The sequence below is a fragment of the Pseudomonas sp. 21LCFQ010 genome (assembly GCF_024129905.1).
Taxonomy (GTDB): Bacteria; Pseudomonadota; Gammaproteobacteria; order Pseudomonadales; family Pseudomonadaceae; genus Aquipseudomonas.
This window is the reverse complement of record NZ_JAMYDZ010000037.1, coordinates 16,198-30,997: the sequence shown is the minus strand read 5'-3', so window position 1 is coordinate 30,997 and position 14,800 is coordinate 16,198. Positions and strand designations below refer to the sequence as shown.

The window sequence follows — 14,800 nt, the reverse complement described above, 5'->3', positions numbered from 1 at the left end:
AACGATGTTCAGCAACCGGGCACTGGCTTTTGCCGATTCAGGCTGCCTGGATGTTGGCAACTTCACCGCCAACTTTCATCTCGCCTACTGCAACCTGGACATCGGCCATGGCTAATTGCTCAGCCATTTTGGTTGCCGCTTGCCATTCCTTGCTGGCCGAGGACGCGAAAGCCCCCTGGATAATTGCACTGACGCTCAGCTCTGCCTTTTCGAGTTTTTCACTGACGCCTTTGAGCTCTCCAGCGAAAATGCTCCAGATGGTCCTGAGGTCGGACAGTGCGTCCAGCGATGTCTTGACATGCTCTTTGGCCTGCGTTGTTGCCATGGACAGAGCATGCAAAGCTACGATTTGTCTTTGATCAGCCGAAAGTTGCGCCTGCTTCTTGGTGATCTCTTTCATTTGATCGTTGATCTTGCTCTGGGTTAATGCCCAAAGGGTGATGCTTGCACCTGCCCCAATGAGGGCAGGGACGCCGACGGTCAGGGACCAGCCTAAACTGATCGGCGCCAGTGCCAGGGCGATGACCCCGACAAACAGGGAGACGCCAAGGCCGGCGGCTTCATAGGCGATCTGCCGATTTTCGGCTGCGATCATGGCATTCAATCCGCTGATTGCAGCATTCAACTCTTGTACATGACCCAGCAGCTCGGTTTCCGCGTTTTGAATGCTGCTGACACTTGATACCAATTCATTGTGCGAACGCTGCATCTTGTTACCCCAGGCGCGCAGACGCTCGGCGGTTGTATCCGCTTTGTGAATAGCCTCCTGAACTTCGTCGTTGAGCATTTTCACCAGCAGCGAAATCTTCACCACTGTTGGATCGCTGGCCCCCATCGCTGAAGGGTTCGACTCGACCTGCTTGACGATAAGCCCCATCACCGAGTCGAAGGTGGTTCCAAAGTCAATGACTTGCAGCGGCACACCGCCGGTGAGTTCGGGAGCCAGATCGTCGATCCACTCCTGAGCGTTCAGTTTGGCTTGATCCAGAGACTTGGACAGACCATTGAACCAGTTGTAGTGCTTTTCCGGAGTTTCGATGTGCGTATTGAGCACGCCGTGACAGGCCTGGGTAATCAGATTGAGACTGAAAAAAGCGGCTTGGGTCTTACCCGATACAGCCTGGGTATTTTTCACCAGCGATTGCGTAGCCATGTAAGCACCCTCTTTAACCTGCAGTTAATGAAATGTTCTGACTCAAAGGCTCAATGACAACGGTTTGTCCACGATCAATTTTCAATCCCGCCAAGTGGCTGGCATAGGCTTCCAGTTTTTTCCAGGAAGCGGCCACCAATTGGTAATTGGATAAATACAAGTGAGCGTCGGGGTCGGCACCGGCATTAAGTGCTTCAATGACCTGGCGCACCGTATTGGTCTCTTCACGCCAAAGCTGAGTGATGGCTGGAAGTTTGTTTTCAATGCTCAGAAACTCGCGTTCGAGCCGATAAAGAAGACTCAGCACATTCTTGGTGGCCGCCAGGGCCTGCGCGGTTTGATCCAGGCTGACTTGTAACTGGCTGATGTCACGCAGTAACTTGTAGATTCGCTCCGAGCGCGCCCAGTTTTCGTACACCGCGTAGCTGGCCGTGAGCACTGCAAGCGTCAAACCCACGTACGAGATCCCGTTGGCTATCGCGGCCCCCATCATGATGCCTCGGGTCGCTGCATCAATATTGGATGTTTGAATATCCACCAGTTTGTAAATGACCTTTCCGTGGTTGGTGACCAGGGTGCTGGTCTTGCTCAGCGTACCGACGGTGAGTTTTTCCTGTTGGGAGATCAGGGCGTCCTGTAGTTCTTGCATTTTTTGCGCAAGCTCATTGGACTTGGCCTCTTGTGCTCCCAGCGAGCGCCAGCCAGCCTGGATACTCTCATCGAGGCGATGGTGCGCGGCACTGAATTCCTTGCGTAACGCTTTGATTTTATCTTCGCACTCAATGGCCTGGCGCAAGCCTTTGTTCAGTTGTGGCATCACAACCTGGTTCAGCACAGCCACCCACTGCGTGCGCTCGTTCTCGACAGCCAGCCGCATCATGTCTTCCACGCCGGAAACACACGAAGCGTACTGGATGAACTGCTTTAATAGTCCTCCCAGAAAGTCAGGTTTTAATGTCGGCCATTCCTGTGCAGTATAATTGAGCAGTTCCAGACGATTTCTTACATCGCTCAGCCAGTCCGGATCATTGATCAGCTTTCCTACTGTCAATGTCGTAACCGTATGGCTGTAAGCATCCAGCTCAATAAAAGAAACAAAAGCATCAGTCAATGTTTGCTTCAACAGATCGACACGAGGATAGATCACAGCCGTCACTCCCGGACCTAAAAGATTAAAAAGAGTAGTTTCGATTCCGGCAAGCCGAACACTTCAGGCCTGAGCACTTCGCCGAGACCGGCAAGTGTTGCACATTTATAAACGATGATTTCGCAGGGCGATAAGGCAGGGGCGTGAAGTGGGTTTGGTCACGGCGAGGGAGAGAAAGGTTGCATCCAGCATCGTCGTATCATCCTTTGCATATCGAAATTATGATATGTGGCGCAATAACATCGCTTCGCCAGCCTAAGCGATCTCGATTCGATAGTGCAATAGGCTTGCGTGATGTTCTGGCAGGGATAATTCGATTCTGTTTATTGTCCTGCGCGAGTGGCCGACAACGCGGGCGGGCGGGAACTCCCCGCAAGCCGTTGCCCGACAGCGCTGTGCCGGGCGGCGGGCGGGTTTTGATCGGCGATGCGTATCAAGCCACCGCGAAGTAATGCTTCACAAAACTTTCGCTGAGCACTTCCCACAGCACCGGCGTGCCCTTGGTCACGAACCAGCTGTCGCCGGCCTTGTAGCGGCTGACCTGGCCGGTGCTCTCGTCGGTCAGTACCAGCTCGCCGGTAACCACGGTGGCGTGCTCGTTGAACGGGTAGACCATACGGAACTTGCCTTGGGTGGTGCCGAAGTAGGCGCTGCTGACCGGGTCGGTTGGGGCGCCGAAGGTCATCTTGCCGAAGGCGTTGACCTCGCCTTCGAGAATCTGCGAACCCAGATCAGCCACGGTGCCCCAGGCATCAAGCTGGCTGAGTTGAACATCTTTGTTGATTACGGTCAGGGTCATGCGGCAGTACTCCTAGAGGATGGAATGAAATCAGCGGCGACCATTGAAGTAGCCGGACAACTGGTGAAAGGTCTTGCCGCCGCTGAGCAGCAGCGGGCGGATCTGGTCCTTGCCGATGATGTTGGGATGGCGCACTGAACTGAGCAGCTCATAGCGCGCCGAGCCTTCGCTCATGCCTTCAGCAAGGATCTTGCAAATGATGTGGCTGGGGGTGACGCCAAAGCCTGAATAGCCCTGCACATAGAACACGTTGCGCCGGCCGTTGAGGGTGCCCAGTTGCGGGAACAAGGTGGCGCCGGTGGCCATCGGGCCGCCCCAGGCCAGGTCGATTTTCACGTCTTTGAGGTACGGGAACACCTTGAGCATCAGGCGCCGGTTCCAGGCTTTGAGATCATTGGGGATATGCTCGACAAACGGGGTGGCAGAACCGAACAGCAAGCGGTTCTCGCGGGTCACCCGGTAGTAATCAATCACCGGCCGGATATCGCTGTAGGCACCCCGAATCGGGCTGATGCGCTGGATCAGTTCTTCCGGCAGCGGCTCGGTCACCATCTGGAATGCGTACGTATTGATGGTCTTGCAGTGCAACTGCGGTTCGAGCTTGTTGAGGAAACTGTCGCAAGCCCAGAGCAGTTTGCTGGCCTTGACCGAGCCACGGCCGGTGCGCACAGTGATGCGCTCGCCGTATTGCACCTCCAGCGCCGGGCTGTGTTCAAAGATCCGCACGCCCAGCTCGCTCAGGGCCTTGGCCTCGCCAAGCAGCAGGTTCAGCGAGTGCACATGGCCACCGCCCATGTGCAGCAGGGCACTGCTGTAAACGTCGGAGCCGATGATCTGTTTGACTTCGGAGCCTGCCAGAAAGCGAATCTCGTCTTTGCTGTTGATCGACTTGAAGTCGCGCTCCCAGTTGCGCAGGGTCTGTTCCTGACGTTTGTTGAAGCCCATGTAGCCATAGCCATGGCTGAAGTCGGCGTCGATGTTATAGCGGGCGATACGCTCTTTGATGATGCCGGCGCCCAGCTCGCTGATCTCGAAGATCTCGCGGATGCCGCTTTCTCCGACGCTGTTGCGGATCTTCTCCAGGTCGTGGCCGATGCCGGCCATGATCTGCCCACCGTTGCGCCCGGTGCCGCCGAAACCCAGGTAGCGGGCTTCGAGCACCACGATGTTGGTGATGCCTTTCTCGGCCAACTCCAGCGCGGTGTTGATCCCGGAGAAGCCGCCGCCGATGACCACGACATCGGCGTCTATGTCCTCCTCCAGGGTCGCAAAACTCAAATTGTACTTTTTGGTTGCTGAGTAGTACGTGGGCGTTTCGATATTGATCATGGTGGCGACCGGCTCATGATTCTTGTCAGTCGCTTCATTAAACGCCCGGTCGCCGCATGTCGTCTTGCCTTTGTGTGCCGCCGGACTTGTTCGGCACTGCCAGCCTCAAGTGAGTGAGGCGAGGGTCTCCGGCAGGGTGGCACCGCCGTCGACAATGATCGTCTGGCCGGTGACATAGGCTGCCAGCTCCGAAGCCAGGTAGAGCATCGCCCCGGCGATGTCCGCCGGTTGCCCGAGACGGCCCAGCGGCACGCCTTGGGCGATGCGCTGGCTGAGGCCAGGATCGCCCAGGTTGCCCATCGCCGGGGTGGCGATCATGCCCGGTTCCACGCCATTGACCCGCACCCCCAGCGGCGCCAGTTCCAGCGCGGCGCTGCGGATGAAGCCGTTGACCCCGGCCTTGCTGGCGGCGTAGTGACTCAGGCCCGGAAACGCCACCCGCGGGCCGGTCACCGAAGACGTCACCAGCAGGTTGCCGCGACCTTGCTGCCTGAACAGCGGCAAGGCGGCCTGGGTCAGCCAGAACAGCGCTGCCAGGTTGACGTCCAGAGTCCGTTGCAAAATGGCCGGGGTGATCTGTTCCAGCGGCGTCAGTGGAAAGTAACCGGCGTTGTGCACCAGTACATCGAGGCGCGACAGGTCGCCGATCATGGCATTGATCGCGTCTCGGTCGGCCAGATCGATGCCCACCGCCTGCACATCCCGATTGAGCCGACTCAGCTCGCTGGCCAAGGCTTGGGCTTCAGGCAGGTTCAGGTCGGCGATCAGCACCCTGGCACCACGCTCGCTGAATGCCTCGACGATACCCCGGCCAATGCCTTGGGCGCCGCCGGTCACCAGTACGGTTTGTCCGTTGAAATCCAGCATCAGGCACCTTCCAGTTGTTCAAAGGCCAGAGTGGGCACGTCGACAATGCTCGATCCGCCATCGGCGACCAAGGTAGCGCCAGTGACGATGCTGGCCTCAGTGCTGATCAGAAACCGGCACAGGTTGGCGATTTCGTCGGGCAGCGCGGGCCTGCGCAACGGCACCGCGGCGGTGACCCGTGCATAAGCGGCGTCCAGGTCTTCTGCGTAATGCGCCATCAGTGGCTGCATCTCGGCATCGGCCATGGGCGTGCGCACCCAGCCGGGGCACACGCAGTTGACCCGTACACCCAGCGGACCGTAGTCCTTTGCCAGTGAGCGGTTCAGGCCCAGCAGCGCGTGTTTGGCGGTGGTGTAGCCGCACACTTGTGGGCCTGCGGCCAGGGAGGCGATGGAGCCCAGCAGTACGATGCTGCCGCGCCGCTCGATCAGCAGCGGCAGGCAGGCCTGGGCGCTGAAAAAGGCGCTGTCCAGATTGCTGCGCAGCGCCGCCTGCCAGTCTGCGCTGCTGGTTTCGGTGGCGCTGCCCAGGCCATGCCCGCCTGCGCAGGTGAGCAGGGCATCAAGGCCGCCAAAGCGCTCGCGAACCTGCTCGATGAATTCGGCCCAGGTGTCGGCACAGGCGGCGTCGCCGACCAACACCAGGCCGCCGGTCTGGGCCGCGACCCGCTCCAGTGGCTCGCGGCGCCGGCCGACCAGCACCAGATTGGCGCCGTCGACCGCCAGGCGACGGGCGCAGGCTTCACCGATTCCGGTGCCGGCGCCGGTAATCAGTACGGTCTTACTCATCGCTGTCGTACTCGGTGACATTCAATACGCGGCAGTAGGAGGCCACCGGAAAATTGCTCAGCTCTTCGAAGCCGTCACCGGCATAGCCGAAGATCTTGCCGTCGCTGCGGTGCTGTTGCAGATCGATGACGATCAGGCCCAGGGTCGGCACGATCTTCTCGCGCCAGACGAACAGGTAGAGTTGTTCGGCGAGTTTGTAGTAGTGGGCCCGGTCGGTGTCGCACAGGCCCTGTTCCACCCCGCGCAGGCACTGCCAGCTGTAGTAGTCGCGGTTCAGATAGACATGCTCGTAGACTTCCGTGGGGCTGTAGCGGTACAGGTTGCGCAGGCCGACCAGTTCCTCGGTTGGCGCATGCGGGCAGGCGCCGTCTTGCCAGGGCTGGTCCAGGCTGCCGTGCAGGAACTCGACCTGAACACCGGTCAGTGGCTGGCCGGCCAGGGCACGATGATAAAGACCTTCATGGGTCTGGGCCTCGTCGGGCAGGCGGCCGATGACGGCCGTGAAGGCGCTGTTGAGCGTGTCGAGCACCAGGCTGATCGACCAGGCCTGGCCGGCTTCGTGTTTGACGAAATCCACCAGATAAATGCCGGCACGCAGTGACGTGGCGCGATAGGCTGCGCTGCCGCTGCTGTGGCCATCGGCGGCCTGCCAGTGCACCTGTTGGGCATCGAAGCGATGGCTGATCTGCCAGCCATTGGCAAAGTTCAGCTCGAAGCGCCGCTCTGCCAGGTCGGCCAGGTTCGGCAAAATGAAAGACTCGGGGGCAAAACCGTCGGCCAGGGCGCCTACGGTGATCCAGTCGGACTGCGTGCTCATCGGGGTGTGCTCGTGTTGTGAGTGATGAGCACGATGGTGCGACGCGGCGCGCCTGAGCGGTATCAACCAGATGGTTGAGCCGGCTATAGAAACAGCCGGCTGACCAGCTCGGTCCGGCTGCTGACCCCGACCTTGCGAAACAGGTTGATCAGGTGGGTCTTGACCGTCGGCAGGCCCAGATCGAGCTGGCGGGCCAGTTGTTTGTTGCTGGCGCCGTCTTGCAACAACAGGGCGATTTGCCGTTCACGAGCGGTCAGCGTTTGCAGACGGTCTGTTGGCGGCGCTGCCTGCAAGCCGGCGGCAGCCATTTGCATCAGCCCGTGCAAGGCCAGCAGGCTGTGCAACTCATCAGGCTGGAATGGCTGCTGGCCCTGGCAGCGCAGTAATGACACGCCCAACGCCGGACGGCCGCCGAGGTGAGCGATGACCTCGACCACATCCACCACCTGATGGCGGTGCAGAAACCGGCGGTATTCCTGGCTGCTGCCCGGGTCTTGATGTGCCAGCCCGTCGCGCAGGGCAATCACCGGCTGGTCGATGGCGGCGCAGAGTTTCGGTTGCAGAGGGTCGAGCCAGCGATAGTGCTCAAGGTAGGCGTCATGCATCGACGCCTGCATGCCCTGTAACTGGAAGTCGCAGGCCAGTAGCCCGGCGTCGATCCGGTAGAAGGCCGCCAGTGCGGCGGGGACCTGATGAGTGAAGGCACTCAGGCAGTGCCGGGCCAATTGATTGCTGTCGAGCATCACCACAACCTGCGTCTTTGCCCAATGGCTGCTCAGTATTGTCACGCAGTGCGTCCAGGTCTTGTCTGTGACTGCCAGCGATTGAATTGTTCCGGGTTGGTGGTTAACTTGTTAACGATGGCTTTTCAGCCTGCACACTCGATGTCTGTCGACCCTTTGGAGCTTGCGATGCCCGCCCCGCAACGTCTGATTGTCCTCTTGGCCATGCTGGTCGCATTCGGCCCACTGTCTATCGATATGTACCTGCCGAGCCTGCCCGCCATTGCCAATGATTTGCAGGCCAGCGAAGCGCAGGTGCAGATGACCATTGGGGTGTTTCTCGGCGGTCTGTGTCTGGGCATGCTCGTGTACGGCCCGCTGTCGGATCGCTTCGGACGTCGGCGGCTGTTGCTGGGCGGTATCGTGCTGTACCTGCTGGCCAGTGTCGGTTGCGCGCTGGCGTCGGCTGTCGAGCAGTTGCTGGTCTGGCGCTTTGTCCAGGCCCTGGGTGGCGCGGCGGCGGCGGTGCTGGCGCGGGCCATCGTACGTGATCTGTTTGCTCTGGAGGAGGCGGCCCGGGTGCTGTCACTGATGCATCTGGTGACCATGCTGGCAACCCTGGCGGCGCCGTTGCTCGGCGGTTACCTGATGCTGCTGGCCGGCTGGCGCTCGCTGTTCGTGGCACTGATCGGCTTTGCCGCTGTGTGCCTGATCGCGGTGGCCTGGAAAATCCCCGAAACCCTGGCGCCGCACAAACGTGGCGAGTCGCTGGGCCAGGCGCTTCGTGCCTACGCCCACATGGCGGGGCAGCCGTTGGTGATCGGCTACAGCCTGTGCATGGGGCTGTGCTTTGCTGGCATGTTTGCCTTCATCACAGCATCGCCATTCGTGTACATCGACTATTTCGGCGTTTCGCCGCTGGCTTACGGCTGGCTGTTTGCCCTGAATATCTTCGGCATCATCGTCACCACGCTGATCAATGCGTGGCTGGTCAGGCGGCTGGGGCCGGGGCCATTGCTCAACGCGGGCAGTGCCGTGGCGGCGCTGGCCGCAGTGTTGTTACTGTTGGTGGGGGCCAGTGGCTGGGGCGGCTTGCCAGCGGTGGTGGCCGGGGTGGTGCTCTACGTCAGTGTCACCGGGCTGTTGGGCGCCAATTGCCTGGCCAGCCTGTTGGTGGCGTTTCCCCGCCAGGCCGGTGCGGTGGCGGGGTTGGCCGTGTCAGGCCAGTTCGGTCTGGGGATGCTCAGCAGTGCCCTGGTCGGCCTGCTGTATGACGCCAGCCCCTTGCCGATGTGCCTGATCATGGGCGCTTGCGGCCTCGGGTCGTGGCTGGCGCTGCGCTTTGCCCGCAGTCGCAATTAGTTTCCACTGATCTGGAATGGACCCCGTAGGAGCGGCCGGGCGGCGATCCGCTTTAGCTGCGAAGCCTTCGCAGCTAAAGCTGCTCCTACGGGGAGTGCGGCGCCGGTCTAACTGATCACTTTGCTATCAATGACCTCAAACTAACGGCGGCACGCGCAGTTGGGTTGAGCACTCCAGCAACGAGCGGCGCTGGGTGTCGGCGTACAGTTGCAACTCGTTGATGGTTTCGCGGCCCAGGTCGTGCTGGAACTGCTGCTGATTGGCGCTGGCGTTGTAGTGCGACTGCGCATCGTCACCGAGGTTGGACTGGAAGATCCCGGCAGCGCTGACCGGCAGGAAGTCTTCATAAACCAGCGGCTCGAAGTCGATGTGGCCCGCCTCGATCAGGGCTTCCAGATCCTTGAGCGGCAGCTCGCTGCTGCGCGCGGCGATGCCTTTATCGGTCGGCAAGTAACGGAAGTAGGCCAGGCCCTGCTGACGCATTGCCTGCAGGTCGTCCGGGAAGTCCTTGAATACCGCTTCCAGCAGTTCGGCGTAACGTACCGCGTTGGCTTCGTTGGGAAATTCCCCCAACTGCTCGCGGGCCGTGTTGAGCAATTGGTCATACAAGGCCCGGCCTTTGGGGGTCAACGCTGCGCCACGTTGTTCGATCTCGCCAAAGCGCGCCGAGTGGCTGCCCGATTCATTGGCGCCCTGGCCGACAAAGGTGATCGGCTCTTGCAGCGCCTTGAAGCTGGTCTGGCGCAGCAGGATCGGATGCTGGCGCCGTGGCGGGCCTTCGACCACCGCCTTGGGGGTAATGCCGCGCAGCGGCATGTTGCTTTGCACCGTATCAATGTCCAGCGTGCGCGGGGTCAGGTGGTTGATGTGCGGGCCACGGAAGGCCACCACATCGGCAATCAACCGGTGCTGGGCCAGCAGTTGCTGGTACTCGGCCAGTGACACCGTGGCGGTGTTGTGCCAGCGGAAGGTCTCCAGCGCCTGTTCGACGAACTCGTCGGCGTCGGCCTGGTTGAGTCCGCCATCACGCTCGCTTTGCTCAATCAGCTCCAGCACCCGTGGGGTGAAGATCGAGCGCTTGGCCAGTACTTGTTCGGCGAAGGCGCGCAGCGCGGCGTTGTCGATCAGTTCCAGGCGCAGCAGCGAAGTGAACACCCGGAACGGGCTGACCTGCAGCGAGTCTTCATGGACCGCGCGAAACGCCGTGGAGTGCACCGGCACGCCGGCCGGAGTCAGGTCGTAGTAACCCACCGGCTGCATGCCCATCACCGCAAACAGTCGTGCCAGGGTGGCCAGTTCCAGTGGTGTACCGACGCGAATCGCGCCATGACGTTCCATGTCCAGGCGTTCGATCTCGCCGGTTTTGTTCAGGCTGTCGAGCACCTGCGGGCTGTGCTTGAACACGCCCTCGTTGGTTTCGGCGACCAGTTCCATCAAGGTGCCGTACAGCGGGACTTCTTGCTGATACATGTGGGACATGGCGCGGGAAAAGCCGGCGCGAATCTGGTCGCGATTGGCGAAGCTTGCAGTGCTCATCTGGATCGGTTCTCCGAACAATTTCCAGTCAATCAACGGTGTCTTTTCAGTCCAGCGCGGCCAGGCAGCGCTCGAAAATATCCAGGCCCTGTTCAAGAATCTCGGGCTCGGTGGTCAGTGGTGGCAGCAGGCGGATGATGTGCCGCGACTTGCCGCTGGGCATCAGCAGCAGGCCGGCATCCCGGGCGCTGCCCAGCAGTTGCGCCAGTTGCCCTGTGGCCGGGTTGCCTTGCGGGGTCATCAGCTCGATGCCGCGCATGCAGCCCACTCCGGTCAGACGCCCCAGATAGGGCGACAGGCGGGTTTCCTGCCAGTGCCGGTAACGGTTGACGATGGCCTTTTCCTGACGCTGACCCCAGTGGGCGAGATTGTCATCGCTCATCTGCGCCAGCGAAGCGATGCCTGCCGCACAGCCGATCGGGTTGCCCGAATAGGTGCCGCCCAAGCCGCCTTTAGGCAGGGTGTCGAGCAGGGTCTTGCGACCGACTACTGCGCCCAGCGGAATGCCGCCAGCGATGCTTTTACCCAGCAAGATCAGATCCGGCTCGATGCCCAGCCGGGTAAAACCGAAGCGTTGGCCGGTGCGCCCAAAACCGGACTGGATTTCGTCGGCGATCAACACAATGCCGTGCTGGTCGCACAGCGCGCGCAGCGCCACGGCGAACTCCGGCTCAAGCGCCAGGAAGCCGCCTTCGCCCTGTACCGGCTCGACGATGAAACAGCCAACCTCGTTAACGTCGATCTCGACGCTGAACAGCCGCTCGATGGCCTTGAGCGCTTGCTCGGTGGTCACCCCGGTGTCCTTGCTCGGGTAGGGCACATGAAACACCGGGCCCGGCAGCACGCCGATGCGTTGCTTGTAAGGCGCGACCTTGCCGTTGAGGTTCAGGGTTGCCAGAGTCCGACCGTGAAAGCCGCCATCGAAAGCGATCACCGCAGTACGACCGGTCGCGCCCCGGACGATCTTCAGGGCATTTTCCGCCGCTTCCGCACCGCTGTTGGTGAGCATGCCACTGAGTGGGTAGCTGACCGGCATGAAGGCTTCCAGGCGGTCCATGAACTGGATATACGGGTCATGGGGCACGGCGTTGAAGGCATAGTGGGTGAGCTTTTCGGCCTGGGCCTGGATGGCCCTGACCACCGCCGGGTTGCAGTGCCCCAGGTTGAGTACGCCGATGCCGCCCATGAAGTCGATGTAGCGTTTGCCCGCAGTGTCCCAGACTTCAGCGTTACGGCCGTGGGACAGGGTGATCGGATGCACCGCCGAGATCGACTGGCTGATGTTCTCGCGGCTCATGAACGGCACCCCGCTACACGGCAGGGCAAAGGTTGCGAAGCAAAGGCACACGGGCCGGTCGGCAGAGGCATGGGGGCATCCTGAGGGGTGGACGTTTTGCACTATCTAAACGAACAACCGGGGCCCCCCGCAAACGAAATAAAATCGCCGTGTCATTCCATTAATTCTGGATGTTGCTTTGTGCCGGGTAGCAGGAATCAGGCGTTGGTCTGGCTCAGCCGACCCTTGATCCATTCCACAAACGCTTTGACCTTGGGGACTTGTGCGGCATGTTCGGCGTGCGCAAGAAAATGCGAGCCGTCGCTTTGCAATGGATGATTCCACGGAATCACCAGCTTGCCCTCGGCCAGTTCTTCGTTGACCAGATACCGTGGCACCAAGGCAATGCCGCAGCCGGCCTGGGCGGCGCGGATGCACATATAGAAGGTGTCGAAGCGCGGTCCATGGTAGCTGTTGTGCGAGTGCAGGTCCTGCTCCAGAAACCACTCATGCCAGGCTTCGGGGCGCGAGGTGCATTGCAGCAGGATATGCCCGCTCAGCGCCTCGGCGTTCTCGAATACATGCCGGGCCATGATTTCCGGGGCGCAGACCGGCACCACCTGTTCCTTGAACAACTCGATGCAGGTGGCGCCCGGCCAGGTGCCCTGGCCGAAGAAGAACGCCACATCGGCTTTGGCCCGGACCAGATCGAAGGGCTCCAGCTCGCTGCGGATGTCCAGGTGAATACCTGGATTCATGGCGCTGAAACCCTTGAGGTTGGGCACCAGCCAGCGATCGCCGAAGGTCGGCTGGGTGGCGATTTTCAAGACTTCGGTTTCACCGCCATAGGTGAGGATGTAGCGGCTGGAAATGTCGACCTGGGTGAGGATCTTGTTTACCTCGGTCATGTACAACTCGCCGGCCGGGGTCAGGTGCAGGCGACGGCGGATGCGCTGGAACAACGGATGGCAGAGCATTTCTTCAAGTTGCGCGACCTGTTTGCTGACCGCGCTCTGGGTCAGGTGCAGCTCCTGAGCGGCGCGGGTAAAGCTCAGATGCCGGGCGGCGGCCTCAAAGCATTGCAGGGCGGTGGTCGAAGGCATCAGTCGCTTGGACATCGTGAGATTCCTGCCAGGATCGATAGAGGTCGAGAAAAAAACTACAGAGCCTATGCTGCTATTGGAACGTCGTCGAGCCTGCACACTGATGCGCTTGATACATTCCAAAACGGAATCATGTTTTTCTAAATCGTCGTTTGTGGGGCTGGCCGATGCAGGTCAATACTGACCGGCATCAATGTTTTGAACCCGTATAGACGCAGGAGAATAAAAGTGGTTGCCAAACTGTTGGAAAGCCTGGGCGTAGACAAGAGTGCTTATACGGGCGGCAACCATGCCGTCTACACCCCCATCGATGGCAGCCAGATCGGCGCCGTCACCCTGGAGAGCAAGGAACAGGTCGCTGCCCGTGTGCAGAGCGCCCATCAAGCCTTCCTCAAATGGCGCAGCGTCCCGGCCCCGCGCCGTGGCGAGCTGGTGCGTATTTTTGGTGAAGTGCTGCGTGAGCACAAAGCTGCACTGGGTGAGCTGGTATCGATCGAGGCTGGCAAGATCACTCAGGAAGGTCTGGGTGAAGTGCAGGAAATGATCGACATCTGCGATTTTGCCGTCGGCCTGTCGCGTCAACTGTACGGCCTGACCATCGCCTCCGAGCGCCCTGGTCACCACATGCGTGAAACCTGGCACCCGCTGGGTGTGGTGGGGGTGATCAGCGCCTTCAACTTCCCGGTCGCGGTCTGGGCCTGGAACACCGCCCTGGCGCTGGTAGCCGGTAACGCCGTGCTGTGGAAACCGTCCGAGAAAACCCCGTTGACCGCCCTGGCTTCCCAGGCGCTGTTCGACAAAGCCCTGAAGATCTTCGGCAGCGACGCCCCTGAAGGCCTGGCGCAGTTGATCATTGGTGACCGTGAGGCCGGCGAAGTACTGGTCGATGACCCGCGCGTACCACTGGTCAGCGCCACCGGCAGCACCCGCATGGGCCGTGAAGTCGGCCCGCGTGTCGCGGCACGTTTTGGGCGCAGCATTCTTGAGCTGGGTGGCAACAACGCGATGATCCTGGCGCCGAGTGCCGACCTGGACCTGGCCGTGCGCGGCATCCTGTTCAGCGCCGTCGGCACCGCCGGCCAGCGTTGCACCACGCTGCGCCGCCTGATCGTGCATCGCTCGATCAAGGACGAGGTGGTGGCTCGGGTCAAAGCTGCCTACGGCAAAGTCCGGATCGGTGACCCGCGTGAAGGCAACCTGATCGGCCCGCTGATCGACAAACAGGCTTTTACCGCCATGCAGGACGCGCTGACCAAGGCCCGCGACGAAGGCGGCCAGGTGTTCGGCGGCGAGCGGCAACTGGCCGAGCAATTCCCGAATGGCTACTACGTCACTCCGGCCATCGCTGAAATGCCTGGGCAAAGCGATGTGGTGCGCCACGAGACTTTCGCACCGATCCTCTATGTGCTGGCCTATGACGAGTTCGAAGAAGCGCTGCGCCTGAACAACGAAGTGCCGCAAGGCCTGTCGTCGTGCATCTTCACCACCGACATTCGTGAAGCCGAAGCCTTCCAGAGCGCGGCCGGCAGCGACTGCGGCATTGCCAACGTCAACATCGGCACCAGCGGTGCAGAAATCGGCGGCGCGTTCGGTGGCGAGAAAGAAACCGGTGGCGGCCGCGAGTCCGGCTCTGATGCCTGGAAAGGCTACATGCGCCGCCAGACCAACACCGTCAACTACTCCCGCGAACTGCCGCTGGCCCAGGGCATCGTGTTTGATTGACAGGTGTTGGCTGTTCGCGGCTAACGCCGCTCCTGCCTTGCAGGAGCGACCTTGGTCGCGAAAGGGCCGGTAAAACCACACCCTGTGCTGTGACTGTACCGGCCTCTTCGCGAGCGAGCTCGCTCCTACAGTATCTCGCCGGGCCCGCAGGCGCGGCCGGGCGACAATTTGTTCCAGCC

The 14,800-nt window shown here is 60.9% G+C and carries 13 protein-coding genes; 2 read left to right on the top strand and 11 right to left on the bottom strand.

Annotation, left to right across the window (positions count from 1 at the left end; translation table 11 throughout):
- Nucleotides 1–37 precede the first annotated feature (37 nt).
- The 8 genes from NJC38_RS26960 to NJC38_RS26925 all read right to left on the bottom strand — a co-directional run bounded on the left by NJC38_RS26960 (nt 38) and on the right by NJC38_RS26925 (nt 7,643).
- Nucleotides 38–1,153 (bottom strand): HBL/NHE enterotoxin family protein, encoded by a 1,116-nt coding sequence (locus NJC38_RS26960; protein ID WP_045489142.1) that lies wholly within the window; start codon nt 1,151–1,153, stop codon nt 38–40.
- A 13-nt stretch (nt 1,154–1,166) separates the two neighbouring features.
- Nucleotides 1,167–2,300, bottom strand: a complete 1,134-nt coding sequence (locus NJC38_RS26955) for a hypothetical protein (protein WP_253117915.1) — start codon at nt 2,298–2,300, stop codon at nt 1,167–1,169.
- Nucleotides 2,301–2,733: 433 nt separating this feature from the next.
- Nucleotides 2,734–3,099 carry a cupin domain-containing protein gene (locus tag NJC38_RS26950; protein WP_045489148.1) on the bottom strand — a complete coding sequence of 122 codons (366 nt, stop codon included), beginning with the start codon at nt 3,097–3,099 and terminating at the stop codon, nt 2,734–2,736.
- A gap of 30 nt (nt 3,100–3,129) precedes the next feature.
- On the bottom strand, nt 3,130–4,428 hold the full coding sequence (locus tag NJC38_RS26945; RefSeq protein ID WP_045489150.1) for an FAD-binding oxidoreductase: 1,299 nt from the start codon (nt 4,426–4,428) through the stop codon (nt 3,130–3,132).
- A 105-nt stretch (nt 4,429–4,533) separates the two neighbouring features.
- Entirely contained in the window at nt 4,534–5,295 is a 762-nt protein-coding gene (locus tag NJC38_RS26940) for an SDR family oxidoreductase (protein ID WP_253117914.1), read from the bottom strand.
- On the bottom strand, nt 5,295–6,083 hold the full coding sequence (locus NJC38_RS26935; protein WP_045489156.1) for an SDR family oxidoreductase: 789 nt from the start codon (nt 6,081–6,083) through the stop codon (nt 5,295–5,297). Before NJC38_RS26935 ends, NJC38_RS26940 begins: the two co-directional genes overlap by 1 nt.
- Nucleotides 6,076–6,900, bottom strand: a complete 825-nt coding sequence (locus NJC38_RS26930) for a molybdenum cofactor biosynthesis F family protein (RefSeq protein WP_253117913.1) — start codon at nt 6,898–6,900, stop codon at nt 6,076–6,078. The genes NJC38_RS26935 and NJC38_RS26930 overlap by 8 nt, the downstream gene beginning before the upstream one ends.
- 83 nt (nt 6,901–6,983) lie before the next feature.
- Nucleotides 6,984–7,643, bottom strand: a complete 660-nt coding sequence (locus NJC38_RS26925; protein ID WP_253117912.1) for a helix-turn-helix transcriptional regulator — start codon at nt 7,641–7,643, stop codon at nt 6,984–6,986.
- Nucleotides 7,644–7,811: 168 nt separating this feature from the next.
- On the opposite strand from NJC38_RS26925, the gene NJC38_RS26920 reads away from it, so the two are divergent.
- On the top strand, nt 7,812–8,984 hold the full coding sequence (locus NJC38_RS26920) for a Bcr/CflA family multidrug efflux MFS transporter (protein WP_253117911.1): 1,173 nt from the start codon (nt 7,812–7,814) through the stop codon (nt 8,982–8,984).
- 135 nt (nt 8,985–9,119) lie between these two features.
- On the opposite strand, the gene NJC38_RS26915 is transcribed toward NJC38_RS26920, so the two are convergent.
- The 3 genes from NJC38_RS26915 to NJC38_RS26905 form a co-directional block, all read right to left on the bottom strand.
- Nucleotides 9,120–10,520 (bottom strand): VOC family protein, encoded by a 1,401-nt coding sequence (locus NJC38_RS26915; protein WP_253117910.1) that lies wholly within the window; start codon nt 10,518–10,520, stop codon nt 9,120–9,122.
- Nucleotides 10,521–10,566: 46 nt separating this feature from the next.
- Entirely contained in the window at nt 10,567–11,817 is a 1,251-nt protein-coding gene (locus NJC38_RS26910; RefSeq protein WP_045489163.1) for an aspartate aminotransferase family protein, read from the bottom strand.
- 197 nt (nt 11,818–12,014) lie between these two features.
- Complete coding sequence (locus tag NJC38_RS26905) at nt 12,015–12,914, bottom strand: LysR family transcriptional regulator (RefSeq protein WP_045489166.1); 900 nt, start codon at nt 12,912–12,914, stop codon at nt 12,015–12,017.
- 213 nt (nt 12,915–13,127) lie between these two features.
- Here NJC38_RS26905 and NJC38_RS26900 point away from each other — a divergent pair, with 213 nt between their 5' ends.
- Entirely contained in the window at nt 13,128–14,621 is a 1,494-nt protein-coding gene (locus NJC38_RS26900) for an aldehyde dehydrogenase family protein (RefSeq protein WP_253117909.1), read from the top strand.
- The last annotated feature ends 179 nt before the right edge of the window (nt 14,622–14,800 follow it).